General features: G+C 68.9%; 18 protein-coding genes and 5 pseudogenes. 7 read left to right on the top strand and 16 right to left on the bottom strand.

The window, feature by feature from the left end:
• Positions 1-3: 3 nt before the first annotated feature.
• From pcaC to ACFZDJ_RS22780, 4 genes are all read right to left on the bottom strand, one after another.
• Complete coding sequence (gene pcaC / locus ACFZDJ_RS22795; RefSeq protein WP_390929917.1) at positions 4-1299, bottom strand: 4-carboxymuconolactone decarboxylase; 1296 nt, start codon at positions 1297-1299, stop codon at positions 4-6.
• 168 nt (positions 1300-1467) lie between these two features.
• Positions 1468-1776 (bottom strand): hypothetical protein, encoded by a 309-nt coding sequence (locus ACFZDJ_RS22790; RefSeq protein ID WP_355853500.1) that lies wholly within the window; start codon positions 1774-1776, stop codon positions 1468-1470.
• Complete coding sequence (locus tag ACFZDJ_RS22785; protein ID WP_391061020.1) at positions 1773-2405, bottom strand: tyrosine-type recombinase/integrase; 633 nt, start codon at positions 2403-2405, stop codon at positions 1773-1775. The genes ACFZDJ_RS22790 and ACFZDJ_RS22785 overlap by 4 nt, the downstream gene beginning before the upstream one ends.
• A 168-nt stretch (positions 2406-2573) precedes the next feature.
• Positions 2574-3353, bottom strand: a complete 780-nt coding sequence (locus tag ACFZDJ_RS22780; protein WP_391061018.1) for a methyltransferase domain-containing protein — start codon at positions 3351-3353, stop codon at positions 2574-2576.
• A 294-nt stretch (positions 3354-3647) separates the two neighbouring features.
• Here ACFZDJ_RS22780 and ACFZDJ_RS22775 point away from each other — a divergent pair, with 294 nt between their 5' ends.
• Both ACFZDJ_RS22775 and ACFZDJ_RS22770 read left to right on the top strand, forming a co-directional pair.
• Positions 3648-4640 carry a zinc-binding dehydrogenase gene (locus tag ACFZDJ_RS22775; protein WP_391061016.1) on the top strand — a complete coding sequence of 331 codons (993 nt, stop codon included), beginning with the start codon at positions 3648-3650 and terminating at the stop codon, positions 4638-4640.
• 67 nt (positions 4641-4707) lie between these two features.
• Positions 4708-4857: pseudogene (locus ACFZDJ_RS22770) on the top strand (EthD family reductase); the annotation flags it as partial.
• Positions 4858-5107: 250 nt separating this feature from the next.
• Here the strand turns inward: ACFZDJ_RS22770 and ACFZDJ_RS22765 are convergent.
• Positions 5108-5287: pseudogene (locus ACFZDJ_RS22765) on the bottom strand (cobalamin biosynthesis protein CobW); the annotation flags it as partial.
• A gap of 107 nt (positions 5288-5394) precedes the next feature.
• On the bottom strand, positions 5395-6216 hold the full coding sequence (locus ACFZDJ_RS22760; protein WP_391061014.1) for a helix-turn-helix domain-containing protein: 822 nt from the start codon (positions 6214-6216) through the stop codon (positions 5395-5397).
• Between the two features lie 435 nt (positions 6217-6651).
• On the opposite strand from ACFZDJ_RS22760, the gene ACFZDJ_RS22755 reads away from it, so the two are divergent.
• Positions 6652-7710 carry a S8 family serine peptidase gene (locus ACFZDJ_RS22755; protein WP_248297117.1) on the top strand — a complete coding sequence of 353 codons (1059 nt, stop codon included), beginning with the start codon at positions 6652-6654 and terminating at the stop codon, positions 7708-7710.
• A gap of 271 nt (positions 7711-7981) precedes the next feature.
• On the opposite strand, the pseudogene ACFZDJ_RS22750 reads toward ACFZDJ_RS22755, so the two are convergent.
• The 4 genes and pseudogenes from ACFZDJ_RS22750 to ACFZDJ_RS22735 all read right to left on the bottom strand — a co-directional run.
• Positions 7982-8260 (bottom strand): annotated as a pseudogene (locus ACFZDJ_RS22750) (ArsR/SmtB family transcription factor); the annotation flags it as partial.
• Positions 8261-8677: 417 nt separating this feature from the next.
• On the bottom strand, positions 8678-9547 hold the full coding sequence (locus ACFZDJ_RS22745; protein WP_391061011.1) for a transposase: 870 nt from the start codon (positions 9545-9547) through the stop codon (positions 8678-8680).
• A 379-nt stretch (positions 9548-9926) separates the two neighbouring features.
• Positions 9927-10046 (bottom strand): annotated as a pseudogene (locus ACFZDJ_RS22740) (transposase); the annotation flags it as partial.
• Between the two features lie 10 nt (positions 10047-10056).
• The gene (locus tag ACFZDJ_RS22735; protein WP_390929919.1) at positions 10057-10182 is read right to left on the bottom strand and encodes a hypothetical protein; all 126 of its coding nucleotides are present in this window, start codon (positions 10180-10182) and stop codon (positions 10057-10059) included.
• Positions 10183-10316: 134 nt separating this feature from the next.
• Here ACFZDJ_RS22735 and ACFZDJ_RS22730 point away from each other — a divergent pair, with 134 nt between their 5' ends.
• Complete coding sequence (locus ACFZDJ_RS22730) at positions 10317-10637, top strand: hypothetical protein (RefSeq protein ID WP_391061009.1); 321 nt, start codon at positions 10317-10319, stop codon at positions 10635-10637.
• 140 nt (positions 10638-10777) lie between these two features.
• On the opposite strand, the gene ACFZDJ_RS22725 is transcribed toward ACFZDJ_RS22730, so the two are convergent.
• The gene (locus ACFZDJ_RS22725; RefSeq protein ID WP_391061007.1) at positions 10778-11266 is read right to left on the bottom strand and encodes a GNAT family N-acetyltransferase; all 489 of its coding nucleotides are present in this window, start codon (positions 11264-11266) and stop codon (positions 10778-10780) included.
• 423 nt (positions 11267-11689) lie between these two features.
• Complete coding sequence (locus ACFZDJ_RS22720) at positions 11690-12532, bottom strand: trypsin-like serine protease (RefSeq protein ID WP_391061005.1); 843 nt, start codon at positions 12530-12532, stop codon at positions 11690-11692.
• Between the two features lie 615 nt (positions 12533-13147).
• Here ACFZDJ_RS22720 and ACFZDJ_RS22715 point away from each other — a divergent pair.
• Positions 13148-14425 (top strand): peptidase S8, encoded by a 1278-nt coding sequence (locus ACFZDJ_RS22715; protein WP_391061003.1) that lies wholly within the window; start codon positions 13148-13150, stop codon positions 14423-14425.
• 75 nt (positions 14426-14500) lie between these two features.
• Here the strand turns inward: ACFZDJ_RS22715 and ACFZDJ_RS22710 are convergent, their stop codons facing one another.
• A complete protein-coding gene (locus ACFZDJ_RS22710; protein ID WP_391061001.1) occupies positions 14501-14713 on the bottom strand; it encodes a hypothetical protein in 213 nt (70 codons plus the stop codon).
• A gap of 128 nt (positions 14714-14841) precedes the next feature.
• Between ACFZDJ_RS22710 and ACFZDJ_RS22705 the strand changes: the two genes are divergently transcribed.
• Entirely contained in the window at positions 14842-15582 is a 741-nt protein-coding gene (locus ACFZDJ_RS22705) for a hypothetical protein (protein ID WP_390929930.1), read from the top strand.
• Between the two features lie 32 nt (positions 15583-15614).
• On the opposite strand, the gene ACFZDJ_RS22700 is transcribed toward ACFZDJ_RS22705, so the two are convergent.
• The 3 genes from ACFZDJ_RS22700 to ACFZDJ_RS22690 form a co-directional block, all read right to left on the bottom strand.
• The gene (locus ACFZDJ_RS22700; RefSeq protein ID WP_390929932.1) at positions 15615-16088 is read right to left on the bottom strand and encodes a hypothetical protein; all 474 of its coding nucleotides are present in this window, start codon (positions 16086-16088) and stop codon (positions 15615-15617) included.
• Positions 16089-16300: 212 nt separating this feature from the next.
• On the bottom strand, positions 16301-16831 hold the full coding sequence (locus tag ACFZDJ_RS22695; RefSeq protein ID WP_391060999.1) for a TerD family protein: 531 nt from the start codon (positions 16829-16831) through the stop codon (positions 16301-16303).
• A 293-nt stretch (positions 16832-17124) separates the two neighbouring features.
• On the bottom strand, positions 17125-17568 hold the full coding sequence (locus ACFZDJ_RS22690) for a GtrA family protein (RefSeq protein ID WP_390929935.1): 444 nt from the start codon (positions 17566-17568) through the stop codon (positions 17125-17127).
• A 361-nt stretch (positions 17569-17929) separates the two neighbouring features.
• On the opposite strand from ACFZDJ_RS22690, the pseudogene ACFZDJ_RS22685 reads away from it, so the two are divergent.
• A pseudogene (locus ACFZDJ_RS22685) lies at positions 17930-18283 on the top strand (hypothetical protein); the annotation flags it as partial.

Here is an 18283-nt window from a genome sequence, read left to right as displayed (position 1 = left end):
AGATCACTCCTGGGGGGTGGTCTCCTCCCGGATGACCTGCTGCGCCACCTTGAAGGCGCTGTTGGCGGCCGGGACACCGCAGTAGACGGCCGCCTGGAGGAGCACCTCCTTGATCTCGTCCGGGGTGAGGCCGTTACGGAGGGCGGCGCGGGTGTGGAAGGCCAGTTCGTCGAGGTGACCGCCCGCCACCAGCGCGGTGAGCGTGACACAGCTGCGCGAACGCCGGTCGAGGCCCGGCCGGTCCCAGATCTCGCCCCACGCGTAGCGCGTGATGAACTCCTGGAAGTCCCCGGAGAACTCGTCCGCCGAGGCCAGCGCCCGGTCCACATGCGCGTCGCCCAGCACCTCGCGGCGCACCTTGATCCCGGCGTCGTAGGGGTCGGGCCTGCCCAGGACCGCGGGCTGTACGACGGCCGGGGCGATCTCGGCGACGGGGCCGACCGGCGGGGGTGCCGCGAGCGCCGGCTTGACCGGGGCCGCCGGGATGGCCATCTGGCCTGTGGCCGAGTCGTAGGCTGGCTGCCAGGCGGTGGAGAAGTGCCGCACCAGCAGATCGGTGACCGCGGCCGGCTGCTCCACGGGGACCAGGTGCGAGGCACCGGGTACGACGGCGAGGCGGGCGTCCGGTATCCCCGCGACCAGCGTGCGGGCCTCGGCGGGTCCGGTGACCTGGTCGTCCGAGCCGACGAGGACGAGGGTGGGGACGCCGATGCGGCCCAGTTCGGCGCGTACGTCGAACGCGGCGAGCGCCTCGCAGGCGGCGATGTAGCTGCCGGGGTCGGTGGTGCGCACCATCTGCACGGCCCACTCGGTGATCGCGGGCTGCGCGGCGGCGAAGCCGGTCGTGAACCAGCGCTCGGGCGAGGATCGCGCGATCGGGTCGAGCCCGTTGCTGCGCACGATCACCCCGCGCTGCCGGAACTCGTCGGCCGAGCCGAAGCGGGGCGAGGCGGCGATCACAGCGAGCGAGGCGATCCGCCCCGGGTGACGCAGGGCCAGCTCGATGCCGATGGCCCCGCTGAACGCGCAGCCCGCGTAACCGAAGCGCTGCACGCCGAGCCCGTCGAGGGTGGCGAGCAGCCGCCCCGCGAGTTCGGTGACGGAACCCGCCGGGTAGGCGGGGGCGCCGCCGTGGCCCGGCAGGTCGAACCGGAAGATCCGCCAGTTCTTGGACAGCTCCGGTATCTGCCGGTCCCACATGTGCCATGTGGTACCCAGTGAGGGACCGAGGATCAGGACAGGGGCGTCTTCTGGCCCGTCAAAGCGGTATTGCAGGGTGTTCGTCGGTGTCTCACTCACCTGCCTGACCCTTTCATCTGTCACGAGATGTCACATCGCCGGGGTGGACCTAGCGGGCCTTGCCCCGCTCCGGCAGTGCCGGACCTGCCGACGAGAGCCCAGGCATACGTTCTCCGGCATGTACTCGTGGCCGTGTCGGCAGTGGGCCCTCCGGGCGCGCGCCCTCCTTCAGTCGCTACGAGCAACGCTTTCCTCTTTGATCACGGCCTCCAAGCGGTTCGGATTGCAGCATCGAGTGTGGCGGCACCGACGAGGATCGGTATGACGCACCTGGAAACCTTCCCGAATCTCGCCCACCAGCAGCTTGAACGCCACACGGTGAACAAGATCTGTCTTCCCCTGGTAGGAGACTTGGCCGTAGCCGGACGCCCGGTTACAGCTGCCGGTCCACAACCAGCAGCCGGACTCCGCATCCACCTCAATCTTCCTGGCCATACGGCTCGGCAAGTCGCTCGGCCAGTAGACCGCATGGCTCACTCATGCCCCTCCGCCGCACCCCCGTGCAGGCCATCCCAAGTGGTGGCGGCTCCGCGAAGATCCTCCACGTCCGGCTTCACGTACCACTTCTTGGTGGTCTTCACATTCGTATGTCCGGCCCATCGCGCGAGGATGTGGTCCGGGACACCGTTGTTGGCCAGGAAGGTGAAGCACGACGAGCGTGCGTCGTAGAGCCTGACGCGACGGAGCCCGAGAAGCTCCATAAGCCGGTACGCGCGTCGGCGAAGTTGCTTGATCGTGAAGGCGTGGCCCGCCTCGTGCGCCAGGACGTAGCCCGACACCGTGTACGCCTCCCCCAGAGCGAGCCTCTCCTCGGCTTGGAGAGCCCGGAATGCCTTGAGGGCTCCCAGCACCAGCGCCGGCAGCGGCAGATCCCGCTCACCCGCAAGAGACTTGGTGTCCTTCTCCACCACGTACCGGTTGCCCATCATTGTGCGCGTGTTGGCAATGACGATCGTGGCGTTCTCCAAGTCAACGTCTTCCCACCGGAGGCCGCAGACTTCAGCTGGACGAAGCCCCATCAGCGAAAGAAGAAGCGCAGCATAGAGGCGGTCACCCCTAATTCCATTTATGAATTTATGAACCTCCTGGACGTTCCAGGGCGGCACCTCCTCTTTAGTCTTCCGCTCTTCCTTGCGTGCTCTCCGGTGTCCTCGTCGCCCCCGCCGGCCCCGCCCTCGCGCGGGCTGAGGCGTGCGCAGGTGCGGAACAGTTCGCGGTTGCCCGGGCCGGACAGCCGTTCCCGCAGGGCCGGGTCGCGTCGTTCCGGTCGGCCTTCAGGGGTGCCGCGCAAGGTTTGGACGAGCCGCCACCAGCAGATCGACCAGGTAGGTCTCCTCCACCGCGTCATCCGGGAGTTCCTCGCGCAGCCGACTGCGTTCATCAGCGAGGAAGGCACGCCGACGGGCCTCACTGAGGACGAGGAATGCTGAGCGGCTGGTGATGTTGGCAAGGTGTGTGTCGAGAGAGACCACGCGGGTCCAGCGCACCTGCCGGCGTGCGACCCGCAGACCCGTCAGGCCCGCCAGCCGGATGGCCTCGCTGTCGTCGGGGCGCACAGGGGACGCCGGTTTCGTCCCGCAGTGGCGCGCGATGCGCTCGTGCTGCGCACGGATCCACGGCACGTCGAAGGCCGTGGTGTTCCACCAGATCGCCACCGCGCCGTGTCCGCGCAGGACGCGCAGCGCCTCGGGGACGGAGCGGGCCGGGTCGGTCCACTGCCAGGACTGCGCGTAGGTGATGAGGTCTTGTGAGGCGCCGGCCAGCGGGAGGGCGTTGCCGTCCCCGCGTACGACCGGCACATCCGGGAGCGCCCTGCGGCACTCGGCGGCCATGGCCTCACCGGGCTCCACGGCGATGACGTGGGCACCCCTCCCACGCAACAGCGTGGTGGCGATCCCGGTGCCCGCACCGACATCGGCGACACGGGCACCGGCCAGGCGACGACTCGTCAGCTCCTCAAGGGCGTCGAAGAGAAGGGGCGGATAAGAAGGCCGACTGGCCGCGTACTGGGCGGCGGCCACATTGAACGACTGGGCGCGGGAGCTGGCGGTCATCTCCCCATCATCGGCCCGCACGCACCCTGGGTAACAAGAGACCACTTACTACCACCCGGGTGATCGTCGCCTGTTCGCGGCCGAGTCCAGATGGGGCTCGCGCTGAGTGATCAGTGCGACGGCGGACGTCGATCGCCAGGCGCTACCGCTAAGTGGCGTCGACATCGTGCAGTTCGGAAGCGGTCGATTCCTTTTTGTGGTGGCCGGGATCTACATGGTGGGAGGCGCGGCCCGCACGACGGGCCGGTCGGTCTCTCTCACGTACGCCGAGAACGAAAGAAAGGCTGATCGCCAATGAGCATTCCCGCGACCATGCGCGCGCTGCAGCAGACTTCCCTCAACGGCCCGCAGGACATGCGCCAGATCACCGACGCGCCGGTGCCGAGCCCCGGCCAGGGCGAGGTCCTGATCCGCGTCACCGCCGCCGGGGTCAACTTCGCCGACATCTCGAAGGCCCACGGCACGTTCCTGGACGGCCCGCAGCCACCGTATCTGGCGGGTTTCGAGGCCGCCGGCGAGGTCGTCGCGGTGGGTGAGGGGGTGACCGGCCCGCGACCGGGGGACCGCGTCGTCGGCGTCGGAACCGGCGCTTTCGCCGAGTACGTGGTCCTGCCCGCGGCTGCGGCCGTGCCGGTGCCTTCGGGCTGGACGGAGCAGCAGGCGCTGGGTCTGGTCGTGAACTGGCCCACCGCGCTGGCCGCACTCAAGCCTCTGGGCGGCATCGCCGCCGGGCAGGTCGTGCTGATCCACGCCGCGGCGGGCGGGACCGGCCAGGCTGCGGTGAGAATAGCCAAGCACTACGGTGCCACGGTCATCGCCACCGCCTCGCCGGGCAAGCACGAGACAGTGCTGGCACTGGGAGCCGACCACGTCCTGGACTCTCTCGGCGGCGACCTCGCCGCCGAGGTGAGGGAGCTGACCAGCGGCTGCGGCGTCGATGTGGTTCTGGAGTCGGCCGGCGGCGCCACCTTCGCCGCCAGCCTGGCCGCGGCCAAGCGGGTCACCGGCCGTGTCGTCGTCTACGGCGTGGCAGGCGGCGAAGCCCCGATCACCAACTGGGAGCTGGTGTACAAGCACCAGGTCCACATCATCGGCCTCAATATCGGCGTGCTGATCCAGGCCGCACCGCAGATCTTCGGCGAGCTGATGGGTGAGCTGTCCGCGCTGATCGCGGCTGACGTGCTCGCCCCCAACCTGCCCACCGTCTACGAACTGGCCGACGGCCCGAAGGCGCTGACGGAACTGGAAGCCAGGTCCACCGTCGGCAAACTGGCCCTGCTGCCCTGAGAAAACTCCCCAGTACCGAGCCGGTGGCGTCGCACACCGAAGGTTGCCATGACAGGAGTTGAAACACATGACCGCGACCGTGGACCCGGCCGCCAAGCAGACGGCGCGATTGGTCGTGATGTACGACGCCCCCTCCGACGTCGACGCGTTCGAACGTCACTACAACGATGTCCACATTCCGTTGGCGAAACAGTATCCGGGCCTGAGCCGTTACACGCGCAGTCATGAGCCGACAGCCGTGATCGGCCAGCTGTACTACCAGTTACGGGCACCTGGTACCCCAAGGGCAAGCTGGGCTCTTCGGCGGCCTGGCCCCCGGTGCTGGACGCGAAGACGGTCAGGCAGGTCGAAGAGCCGTCGGACCCATACGAAAAGCGTTGACCCGACCGACGCGCCCTGGTCACATCCAAAGGACCGACGGTGGAGATGCCGCGGCTGTCCGTACGGCTGTCTCGGCTATCTCGGTCGGCATCGCGTACCGTCCGGTGCATCGCGTTGTCGACGGCGGACGTCAGGTCGTGGTGCAGCGCGACCGAGCCGGGAACCGTACGCAGGAGCTCCTCGACGGCGGCGCGGCGGGCATCGGCGTGCAACCCGGCGACGATCGCGACCGGCAGCCGCACGGTTCGGGCCCTGAATACTGGCATTGCGGCGACGCCCCAGGGACACGGCGCCCGGCCCCCGGCGGCGAAGCGGGACATCCTCGGACCGCGCCGAGACGCCGAAGGGAGCGCCGGTGCTGAGGACCTGTTCCTCACGGCCCCAGGCTGGACTCCGGCCTGGGCGCCGCGTCCTTCCAGACGGTGTGGAAGGCCAGCCGCAGGCAGCCTGCGAGGGCCGGGTGCTCGATGAAGAGCGTGGTGGTGGAGTCGGCGCCGGCCACTGGGTCGGGCATGTCGCACAGGACGAGGGAGGCGTCGGCGATGACGAGTTTCAGCGGCAGTTCGGGGGCGAAGCGGGCTTCCTCTCCTGCGCCGGCGAAGCGCCGCACGTGCTCCATCGTCTCGGGGTCGCCCAGGGCGTCGTTGAGGTAGATCGCCCGGACGATCCCGCCCGCCCGGTGGAGTCGGTGGACCACCGTAATGCCTTCCGCGTTATCGGCGGGTGCGACGAACGGCGGTTTGCAGAAGGTGAGAAGTTCGTGGCGCGCCTGCCGCTGGATGTCGGCGAAGCGCTCGGAGATCGCCTTCGGGTCACGCAGAATCTCGATGTAGTCCAGCGGATCGGTGTGCTCCCGCCCCTGGGACCAGAGCGGCTGCAGGACGCCGGCCAACCCCTGCGAGACCCGCTCGAGCCGCTCGACGGAGTCCCGTTGCACAGCCATCAGCCGGGCGAGGGCCAATTCGGGCGTGACGGCGGAGTACGTGGCCACGCGCCCGGGGTGGGTGGTGGCCAGCTGCCGCCGTACGAGAGCGTCCAGCACGTCGTAAACGCGTTGGCGCGGCACGTCGGCTTCCCGGGCCACCTCGGCGGCCGTGTAAGAACCACGCCTGATGAGTGTCAGGTAGACCCGTGCCTCATACCGAGCCAAGCCCAGCGAGACCAGGTCGTTGATGGTTCCATCTTCAAGCTCCATGGCTGCACAAGGTACCTGCTGTCACTGAGGAGTTGAGGGCAAGGTTTTTACCAACTGGCCCTGTTCTCTTCGGCAAACAGTCAATAGCCTCGTCTGCAGCCACCACTGACCGGGGTGGCAGAAACCAACAGCCCGGAAAACGGCTCCACTCGGCCACCCCCAACGGAATGCGATTGTCATGCACTTGACATCGCTTCCGGCCGCCGTCATGGAGCCACCCATCCCCCCACGGAGGGCAGTTCATTGCGTTCTCATCGCCGAAGGAACTTGATACGTCGCGGCGCGCCCGCGCTTCTGTCAGCAGCGGCTCTGATAACCGGCGGCCTGGCCGTCGCTTCACAGTCGGCGGCCTTCGCGACGACGGCCACGGCATCGCCCACGGCCTCCACGGTGCAAACCCACCGGCTCTGCTCGGAGCCGAGCAAGCCCGGCTACATGGCGTGTGAAGCGGTCGTCCGCACCGACCTCAAGGCCCAGAAGTCCCTCGGCCGCCACGACACCCCCAAGGGCTTCGGACCGGCCGACCTGCAGGCCGCCTACAACCTCCCCAAGGACGGCGGCAAGGACGCCACCGTCGCGATCGTCGACGCGAACGACGACCCGAACGCCGAGAAGGACCTGGCGACTTACCGGTCCCAGTACGGCCTGCCGGAGTGCAGCACCAGCAACGGCTGCTTCAAGAAGATCGACCAGGACGGCGGCTCGAACTACCCGACGCCCGACTCCGGTTGGGCCGGCGAGATCTCCCTCGACGTGGACATGGTCAGCGCAGCCTGCCCGCAGTGCCACATCCTGCTCGTCGAGGCCAAGTCCGCCAACATGGACGACCTCGGTGCGGCCGTGAACCAGGCCGTCAAGCAGGGCGCCAAGTACGTCTCCAACAGCTACGGCGGCGGCGAGGACACCGGCAACACGTCCGCGGACGAGAAGTACTTCAAGCACCCCGGCGTCGCCATCACCGTCAGCTCCGGCGACAGCGGCTACGGCGTCGAGTACCCGGCCTCCTCGCAGTACGTCACCGCCGTGGGGGGCACCTCGCTCAAGAAGGACAACAGCACCCGCGGCTACTCCGAGTCCGTCTGGGGCACGTCCGCCGGCGGCGACGGAGCCGGCTCGGGCTGCTCGGCGTATGACGCCAAGCCGTCCTGGCAGAAGGACAGCGGCTGCGCCAAGCGCGCCGTCGCCGACGTCGCAGCCGTCGCCGACCCGGCCACCGGTCTCGCCGTCTACGACACCTACCAGGCCAGCGGCTGGAACGTGTACGGCGGCACCAGCGCCTCCTCGCCGTTCATCGCCGGCGTCTACGCCCTCGCGGGCGCTCCCGGCGCGAATGACGTTCCGGCTTCGTACCCCTACGCCCACCCGGACAAGCTGAACGACGTCACCAACGGCGCCAACGGGTCCTGCAGCGACTACCTGTGCAAGGCGGGCAAGGGATACGACGGCCCGACGGGCCTGGGTACCCCGAACGGTGTCGCAGCCTTCACCAAGTAGAGGGAACAGGACAACGCATTACCCTGCTTCGCCCCGTCGGTCATTCGACGGGGCGAAGTGCTGCGGGGCAACCGCCTTCGGCGCTCACCCGACCGGCCGGGCGGTACCTGAGACCCGGCTCGTCCCCTACACCGCCGCCCGCAACCCGGCCTCCTCCGGGGTCCAAGCCGAGTCGAACGAGTCGAGGTCCGACAAGCTGTTGCCTCTTGAGGCGCCGACTGGGCGCCCGCTCAGGGTGTGAGGCCGAGAGCAGCTTCCCCACCCGGTCCCCGTCAGCGGTGTCGCTGAGGCCGAGCCTCAGGTGCTCGATGTGGTAGACGACCTGGTCGAGGAGTTCGGCGACGTGGTTGTCGTGGAGGGCGTAGATCACCGAGCGGCCCTGGCGGCGGCCGACGACCAGGCCGAGGTTGCGCAGCAGGCGCAGTTGGTGGGAGCAGGCGGATTGTTCCATGCCGACTTGGGTGGCGAGTTCGGTGGCGGGGCACGGGCCTTCCCGCAGGCGGGAGAGGATCAGCAGGCGGGACGGGGTGGCCAGGGCCTGGGGCAAAGTGCGGGGAGCCATCCATCGGCGCGGGTCGTCACCGCTTCCCTGCTACGCGTACGCGAAAGCGGAGAGCCGGAGTACAACAAAGAACGCTGCGAACCCTGCACGCCATCCTGATCCCCCACCGCACGCAGAACCCCCGCCAGAGCGCACCAGCGCGGGTTCCTCGTCTCACGGACGCCCCTATAACGGGGGGGGGTCGGTAGACACCGTCCTGACCAGGTTGAAGACCTCGCGGGCGGCATATCGCTTGAGGCATCGGATGATCTCACGCCGGGTCTTGCCCTCCTGCGTGCGGCGTTCGTAGTACGCCTGAGTACGGGGATCGAAGCGCAGCCGAGTGAACACGATGCGGTGCAGGGCCGCGTTGGCCTGCCAGTCGCCGCCATGGTTGAGCCGACGCGAGCTCCGCCGGCCCGAGGATTACTCGACGGGGCTGACTCCGCACAAAGCGGCGAAGGACGCCTCAGTGGCCAGCCGCTCGGGGTTGTCTCCCATAGTGATCAGCAAGGTCACGGCGCTGTCCGGGCCGATGCCCACCGGTATGAGCAGCTGCGGGGCGTGGCGTTCGACGAGCCGGGTCAGGCGCTGATTGAGCTCATCGATCTGCCCTGTGAGCTGCTCGATGCGCTGGGCCAGCAGGCTCAGGGTGATGCGGGTGACCTGGGCCACGGCGTCCTCATCGCCCCCGCCGTCTTCGCCGTCGGGCAGGCTGAGGCGCGCACAGGCGCGGAACAGCTCGCGGTTGCCCAGGCGGGACAGCCGTTCCCGCAGGGCCGGGTCGGCTACGACCAGGACAGCCTTGAGCTGGTTGATCGCCTGGGTGCGAGCCTTGACCGCGGAGTCCTTGGCGAGTTTGAACATCCGGGCGTTGTGCACCGGACCGTCGCCGGTTTTTGCCCGGGCCCGGGCGCGACCGCTGAGCACGGCCCGCGCGGCAGCCTGTGCGTCGAGCGGATCCGACTTCCCGAGCAGACGGCGGGCCGTGCGGTCGGGCCGGTTCACTTCGTACACCTGGACGTGCTGAGCCAGCAGGTAACGGGACAGGCCCGCACCGAAGGTGCCGGTGCCCTCCACACCGGCCCGGCGCACCGTCCCCAGCTTGCGGGCCCGGACGAGCAACCGACGGTAGCCGGCCGCCGTGGCCGGAAAGGACTCGGTACCCCGAACCTTCCCCAGCAGGGAGACCACGGCAGCAACATGAACCTCGCCGTGCGTGTCCACGCCCAGGACGACCTCGCCCGGAACAAGAGGATCCGTGCTGGAGGAGGTGCTGCGCTGTCTGGTCGTCATGGTGGTTCGCCCCCCGCGTGGTGACGTGCTGGGTGGATGGCACCGGCCTGCTCGGGCGGTCTGAACCGTGATGGCGCCTGAAACTCGGCAAGGCCCCTATTGGGACACGCCCTGTGGCTCGGTACCAGCAGACGCCATCCCGCAACGACAGTCGACAAGCCCGTGACTGGACACTTCGGTCATAGATCTCATGAGTCAGACCCCCGTCCGGGATGGCACTGCGCAACCGTCCCACTGATCCCGACACAACGGCATGACCCGACCACAGCCGGATGGCTTCGTCCGAACCGGCGCTCAACCTGGCCTGGGCGGGCTGACAATGAGTTGACTCTTCGCCCACTCGTGACCGGCATTGACGGACAGCCTTGTGGCCCGCTTTACCAGCTGTCCTTCGTCGACCATTGCACGAACGGCCCGACGAACGCTCGACAGGGCTGACCCCGCACAGCGCGGCGAAGGACGCCTCGCTGCCCAGGCGTTCCGGGTTGTCCCCCACCGTGTTGGTGGCCTCAGGCGGCGATCGTGGTCGGACGGGCGGCGGCGAGATCCTGCGGCTGTGTCCGTACGTCGTCGACCGCGGCGGTCTGGTACGGGCGAGCCGCGTCCAGTGGGGTGTTGAAGCTGAGAGGCCACAAGAGTGGAGTCGACGCGGGCGGCGGCGTCGAGTGCCTGCTGGGCTGCGGCGGCGCCTCGCTCGACCTGGCCCTCGTCGAACAGCGTGGCGGCCAGGCCGACGCGGTACATCACCTTCACGCGGTCGAAGCCTGGCTTGCGCAGCGCGCGCGTCCTCGAAGTGAACGCTCGCTGCCCGGTCGCGGCCGAGACCAGCGAGGTCTCGGGCGGAGACCGCGCGGGCGCCGGCCAGCTCGGCAGCGTCGAAGTAGCTCACCCACTCCGGGACGTCGGCGCCGAGCCCGTCCGCCAGGAGCTCGTCGGCGGCGCCGAGGTGCGTCTCGGCCTGGCGCTCGTCGCCGAGGGCCGCGTGCACCCGGCCGTCTGGGAGGCGACCAACGCCTTCGTCGCGGGCATCGCGGCCTTCTTGGCGATGACGCCGAGGAGACCGAGGGGCGTCCTGGGGTGCCCGAGGTAGATCATCTGGTTCGACATGGCGCAGGCGATCCCCCGCCAGGGCAGAAACGACGGCACACACGGAGCGCGCGACCTACAGCGGCTCCTGCACGCCGGCCACCATGCAGGCGGAGCCGGTGCCCCGCCAACCGGCCCACCGCGTCATTCCGGAACAATGCGAAACTCGAATTCGGGACGGTCCCACGGCACTGCGGGCGGTTTCGCGAACGCGGTCCCGGTCCGCACCGCACCAACGCGGTGGTAGAAGTCCTCGGCGGGAAGATGCGACACGACCTTGACACGGTCGAGCCCGGCGGCACGGGCCTCGGACTGCATGTGCGCAACGAGCAGCCGTCCAACACCCCGTCCTTGCACTTCGTCGGCGACGAACAGCAGGTCGAGCTCCGGCGGAGCGAGGACGAGCGAGTAGAACCCGAGGACCCGGCCTCCCTGCTCGTCGGCGCCGACGGCCACAAAGGCGCGGTGGGCCTCGATGTAATCAGGACCGACCCGGTAGCCCGCGACTGCGGCTGCGTACTTACCCTCATAGGCGCCTGATCCACGCACAAGCCGCGTGAGCCGTCTGGCATCCCGCGCGACGGCCCTCCGTATCGTGATCGGCTGGCTGATCGGGGAAGTGCGTGAACTCATCAAAAGAGTATTTCGCACCGGAGAGTGCCGTCGTGCGGCGGGTCGGCTGCCCGGGCAGGCGTTCCTGCACCGCTCCCGGGAACCGCTCGCCCAGGCCCCGATCGACCACGTCACTGCCGCCGGACGGGGCGCCCGCCAGCAGCAACCAGACGCCCGAACCGCCGCGGAGGAGCCGACACCACGCGAGGCCCCCCACCATTTGGTTCGGCGCGGGGAGTTCCCGTGGCGCGTGATACGCATCGGTCGTACGACACGTGTCGTTACAGCGTCCTTGCTCCGTATGCTCGAAAGCGTAGAGCCGGGGTACAACGGTGTCCGCGCCGGACGCTGCATGCCGTCGTAGCCCGCCGCGCGAGGAAGCCCCGCCGGAAGCACTACCGGAGTACGGCCCTTCGCCGTGAGCGGGGTGCGGATGAACTGGGCTCAGTCCTCGTCCTGGGCTCGTCGGTAGAGCTTGGCGATGTCGTCGTCGAAGTACGCGGCGTAGGACACATCGTCCTGGTCGCCGCCGCCCTCATGGCCGCCCAGAACGCCGATGACCGTGCCGGTGTGGCTCTTGGGGTCGTAGTCGGCGAGCCAGGGGCTGCCGCTGGTCCCGTCCTGGAGGTCGGTGCACTGGATGCGCAGCTGACTGTCGCTGAACTTCGTGGTGCGGTTCTGGCACGAGATCGGGGTGTCACGGCTGGTGGGATAGCCGGTGATCTCGACCTTGTTGTCGAAGCCGCGGTTTATGCCGAGGGTGTTGCCGCCCAGGAGGTCCTGGATGTCCTTGCCGTCCTTCTGGTCGAGGACGAGGAAGGCGACGTCGAGGTCCTCGTCCTGCGACTTGGCCCAGCGGTCGTCGACGACCACCTTGCTGACCTTCCACAGGCCGGTGGGTCCGTCGCCGTTGCGGTAGTCGGGGGCGAAGACCAGGTCGTTAACCGGCTGTCCGGAGTCGGCGTCGAAGGCGCAGTGGGCCGCAGTGATCAGCATGTTCCGGCCCGGACTCTGCACCACGCTCGCCGTGCAGAAGTGGGCGCCCTGGTCGTCCTTCTCGAAGACCGCGCCGATCCGGGCGTTCTCCGTGGTCCTGCGGGGGGTGTACGCGTTGCCGTCCTCGGCAGGGGCCGTCGCGGAGAAGTCACGGCCCTGGTCCTGCGGGGACTGGCCCGGCTCGCCGGACTTGCCGAATCCGCTGCGCCCGCTGCTTCTGGCCGTATGGGTTTCCCTCACGGCGTCGCCCACCACTGCGGCTGCCCCGACGATGACCAGCGTCAGGGGCAAGACGGATTTCCTGGCGAGCGAGCGCACAAGGTCATTATCGACGCGGGCCGGGAATCCGGGAGGTGCTTCACCGGGAGGCTCCCGTCACAATCCACCGTCCCAAAGGCACCGGCCTGTCAAGCCCACACCCCGAGGGACCTGGACACCGTCACCGCCGAGCTCAATGGCCGCCCACGCAAGGCGCTGAAGTGAAGGAGAACCATGGATCACTTCGTACAGGAGCTGGCGCGGATGATGCGCGACGCCGAGGAGGCCACGCTTTCTGCCCGACCAAGCCGTCTTGTTCAACAGCCTCAGCGCCCCGACGATTCGTTCAGGACCGTCCGCGTCTCGCGGCCAGGGCGAGGAACATGCGGACACACCAACATCAACGGCGGTTCACTCGCTGACCCCGGCAACCTCACAAGACCTGCATTGGCATGGCCTTGACCAGCGCAAGAGGGCGGCCGCATGGTGAACCAACCGGCCCACAGCTGACCTGACATGCCGTCTGTCAACGCTGTTTTTCGTCATGTGGCCCTTCCGAACCGCCTGAAACCGCACGGAGGCTTGATGCACCGACGCGAGATACCCTCCGGATCCCTGGTGATCCACCGCCACCAACCGAGAGGCCGGATGCGGAGGATGGCAGCCGGCCTCACGGCGATGCTCACACTGACCGTCACTGCCCTCACCGTCGGCCTGGCCACCGGTGTCCAGGCCGCCGCTCTCTCGTCCGCCCCGCACTCGTCCGCCTCCGCGGGTACGACGGACTTCGGCTGCGCCCATCCCTCGCACGCGGGACAAGCCCGCTGTTTCGGCGCCCTGAAGGCCCACCGCACCCCCTCGGGCCGCATGTCACCGTTCACCACCGGATCTCCGACCACAGCGGGCTACGTACCGTCCGAGCTGCGCTCCGCCTACAAACTGGGCGGCACCTCGGGATCCGGTCGGAGGGTGGCCATCGTCGACGCCATGGACGACCCGAACGCCGAGGCCGACCTGGCCGCTTACCGCAGCGCCTACGGTCTGCCGGCGTGCACCACCGCCAACGGCTGCTTCCGCAAGGTGAATCAGAGCGGCCACGCGTCGCCGCTGCCGGCCGGTGACCACGGATGGGCCGAGGAAATCAGCCTCGACCTCGACATGGTCTCGGCCGCCTGCCCTGGCTGCCACATCCTCCTGGTCGAGGCAAAATCGGCGAACGTCCCGGATCTCATGACGGCCGAGGACACCGCCGCCACCACATCGGGCGTCGTCTCCGTCTCCAACAGCTGGGGCGGGACCGAGGACAACACCATCACCTCCGTCGACTCGCACTTCCACCACCCCGGCGTCGCGATCACGGCGAGCTCGGGTGACTCCGGTTACGGCGTCTCCTGGCCGGCTTCCTCCCCGTACGTCACCGCCGTGGGCGGCACCTCGCTGAGCAAGGCGTCCAACTCGCGCGGCTGGACCGAGACCGCCTGGAGCGGCGCGGGCTCGGGCTGCTCGGCATACGAGGCCAAGCCGTCCTGGCAGCACGACTCCCAATGCGCCAAGCGCACCGTCGCCGACGTGGCCGCGGTCGCCGACCCCAACACCGGGGTGGCGGTCTACGACACGTACAACAACTGCGGCGGCGGAATGTTGTGCGACACCGAGCTTCAACTCGGTCTCGCCCAGGGTGCCGACGGATGGGTCGAAGTCGGAGGCACCAGCGTCTCCTCGCCGATCATCGCGAGCGTCTACGCACTGGCCGGAAACACTTCTCAGGTCGTCAACGGCTCGTATCCGTACAGCCACAAGCCGGCACTCAACGACGTCTCTTCGGGCAGCAACGGCTCTTGCGGAGGCAGTTACCTGTGCACCGCGCGTCCGGGATACGACGGGCCGACCGGACTCGGCACACCCAACGGCACCGGCGCCTTCTGACGGCGGCGCCCTCTCGCCGACAAGGGCTGGGCTGGCGTCGCACTACTGCGGCGCGCGCCCAGCCCTTGTCTCGTCTCAGTCCCCCAGCCGATCGAAAACCACACGTTCCATGCCGTGCCCGGCCGGCCTGATGCGGAACAAGCTCAGCACACTGGCGTCGAACCCGGTGTCCGTCGGCTCCGCCCCGATGGCGTACTTCCAGTCGATCGCCTGCGTCGGCATCCCCGCGGCCTGCCAGTCGGTCCGCTCCTCGGCGAACTGCAGAGAAGTGTGACCGCAGCACGCCACCGTCAAAAGCATCAGCCGCGGCCGCAGGCCGGGCGTTCGGGCCGCGCTGGACGTTCCTGCCCATCGGCGCGCTGGTCGTCGACTTCGTACTCACCATCGGCATCTCTATCGCGGCCGCGGCCAGCGCGGTGATAGCCCTGTTCCCGGGACTCGCCCCCGTCCGCATCCCGCTCGCCCTGGTGCTGCTGCTCGTGGTGGCCGGGCTGACCTGGTTCGGGCACGGCGGGCGCCTGCTGTTCGCATTCATGACCGTGGCGTTCGTCGTGATCTCCGTGGCCGTGCTGATCCTCGGCTTCGCCGCACCCCACACCACCGGCCACGCGGCCTCGACCGCCAACCCTGGCCACCCGGCGATGCTCGCGGTGGTCCTCGCCTTCCCGGTCGCAATGGCCCTGGCCACCGGCATCGAGGCCCCGTCGACCGCCATCGCCCAGCTCGGCCAGCTCGACGACACCCACCGCCGCCGCTTCGGCCGCGGCACCCTCGCCCCGCTGGTGGTGATCGTCGGTGGCCTCACCCTGGCCCTGACCGCACTCGGCGTGCAGTTGCACATCGGCATCGTCGCGGCGGCCGGCCAGGAGCAGGAACTCGTCCTCTTCTACGCCGTCGCCGTCTTCGTGAGCTTCCTGGTCGGCCTGCTCGCCATGACCCGCTTCGCTCGCACCGAGCGCAAGCCCGCCCTGGCCTGGCTCAACGGGATCGCCGCAGCGGCCGTGGCGTTCACCCTGGTGGTGAACCTGCTGCGCGGCTGGCCCGTGCTGTCCCGGGTGGCCACTGTGCTCATCGCCGCGGGCCTGTACGTCCGCTGGAACCGGGCAGGGCAGCCCACTGGCATCGAGGACGTCGAGGCCCAGGCGGAGACTGCCTGAACCGAGGAGCCGGAAACCCGCGGGGTGGCGGATCAGGCGATCCTGCCACCCCGTCGGGTGCCGACGCTCTCCCACACCAGCGCCCACTGCCTCATAAGGCGCCGGTCCAGCAAGGCACGTGCGGCCCGTACGGAACCCCAGACCGCGCCTCCGATGACGGTGGCCGCGTCCATGCCGGCGAAGGAGGACCTCAGGGACCGCCTCGGACTCAGTAGGGGGCCGGGATACCAGGCCCCCCGGGAATTCGTCCACACCGGCAGGCGCGGCCCGGCGGAAGCGTCGACGGGCACGGCGGCCCGGCCGGCGTGTGTCCGGCCGTCGGGCATCGTCCACCGGACCGTCGCACCGGTGGTGCTCACGTCCGCATGTGTGGGCACCACATCCCGGGCCTTCTCCAGGAGGACCGCCACGACCTCCCGGCGGCCGGAACGGTCCTCCTCCAAGCCCCGGTCCGCGACCATCGCGGCCAGCACGCCCGCGGTCGCGCCCCCCAGCACTTCTTCCACGATCCACGCAATGAGCAGCAGCCACGCCTCGACGAAATCGCTCGTCCGCCGAAGCGGACTGCGCCTGAACCGCCACAGCCGCGTACGGACCGGTCGCTGCCGCCGTCTTCTTCGCCACGAGCCAACACTCCGTCACGAGCACCAGCACCTGTTTCCAGTGTCCTGCGGAATGGTGGGGAAAGAGCCGGTGGTCGAGAAGCCGCGGAGCGCGGTCAGTGCTGCGGGCTGCCCATCTCCATGGTGAAGAGCACCGGGTCAGCGTCGAAGCCTCGGATCATCTCGCGCATCTCCCACACTCCGGAGCAGTCCCGGGTGAACTCGGCGACCGTCGCGGCCGTGAAGTCGGCGACCTGGGCGAAGCCGTCCGTCGCAAGCTGCCGGTATCCCTGTACGACGACCACGCCAGCGTTGGAGATGTCCCCGAACGTCCGGGGTCCACCGTCCTGGTGGATGGCCACACCGACCACCACACGCCCGTACGCGGGCGACAGCCGGTCGAACTCCAGGACCATCACCTCGACGAACCCGAAGCCCATGCCGGTCTGGCTGTTCCGGGTCATGCTGATGGTGCCGTCCGGTGACCGGCTGTCGTAGTGCACGACGTACGCCGGCCGCCCGTAGGGGTCGTCCGCCGAGTAGGTCGCGGCGACGATGTCGAGATGCCGCGGTGCCTCACCCAGCGGGCTCGGGTCCCACTTGAGCCGTACCTCGACCTTACCCAGCCCCTCGCCCCCACCACTCACCTTTGACACGCTCCCTCAGGACCACAGCGAGGCTTTCCCGCACGAACAAGTATGCGTTCCTGATGGCTCATTGACGCTCCCTTGGCGCTCTGCTCCACCTCCCGCCCCGAATCGGGCCGACATCCCCCAGGACCTCTCTCGAGCTCGCGCCGAGCACAGGGACGCGCCAGTCACGGCTGCCGCCGACCGGCCAGTCTTCCCCGCAAGGCTGTCGTCCCGGCCGTCAGGAGCGCATGATCCGCTTCACCCTGTCGAAAACAGCAGGCGTGTCGGTCGCATAGGGCGCGAGGGGGTCATTGGCGGCGGCGTCTGAAGACGACCATCCGTAGGACCGTGAAGCGCACCACCGTCACCAGGGCGAAGCTCGGCGCAAGTACCAGGATCTCCGCTGCTGGTGAGGCGGTGGGACGGTAGTGACGGAAGAGCAGGACAGCGCCTGAGGTGACCAGGTACGCCAGGACGAACAGGCCGCCTGCGGTCAGATGCGCCTGGAGGACCCGGACCCGGGACTCGCGAAAGGTCAACCGGCGGTTGGCCTCCGTATTGAGGACGGTGACGACAAGGAGGGAGGTGAAATTGGCCAGGATGGGCTGCGACCACTGGCGCAGAACCCAGTACAGCGTGGCCTGGGCCACAGTGGAGGCGACGCCAATCACGACGAACCAGAACACCTCCCTGGTCAGCGCGGTGCGGCCGAGCCAGGTGGTGGCGCTGCGTCGTGCGCTGAGGCGTCGCACCCCACCATCATGAGGCCACCGTGCGACCCGTCGAGCCGTGGGGAGCGCCGGGTCGGCCGTTCGGCTGACGACGGACACCCGCATGCACGACAGGCACGGAGAGCCGACCCGATCTGTGCCAGTTTGTAGCTGACGATGTGACAGGCACTGACGGAGCGGTGGGGTTCGATCCCCACGTTGAGGGACGGTCTGGGGATAGGGGAGGCAGTCGTTGGACAGTGGCGGACAGCCACCGACTGCGGGCTCCGGCGGGCCTCAGCGGCGGGGATCGGACGAGGGTCACGCGCAGGGGCTCCTCGAGCGCGTGCGCGCTGCCGCGGCGGCGCGGGCCACCACGGGGGCCGCGCGTACCAGGGCCCTCGTGCGCCGGGTCGAGCAGACGCCTCCGCCCCCGGGGCCGTTCCGTCCTGGATTCTGGCGCAGTCCGATCCGCGGGCCTTGGCTGACGTCGGTGTTCGGCCTGGTCCTCCTGATCGGCATTCCGGTGTTGTTCGTCACCGGACTGCTCTCCTACGCCTCCTACAACCCCGACCTGAGCCCCCTCAACGACGAGACACCCGACAAGGGCGCCCTGGGCTTCTACCTCTTCGCCTGGCCCACGCATCCCTACTGGCTGTACAGGCTTCTCCAGGGCGTGCATGTGACGCTGGGCGTGGTGCTGGTGCCGGTGCTGCTGGCAAAGCTGTGGTCGGTGATCCCCAAGCTGTTCGAATGG

Origin of the sequence: Streptomyces sp. NPDC007896, assembly GCF_042959425.1 — a bacterium.
Lineage (GTDB): Bacteria > Actinomycetota > Actinomycetes > Streptomycetales > Streptomycetaceae > Streptomyces.
This window is presented reverse-complemented; position numbering and strand designations above follow the sequence as displayed.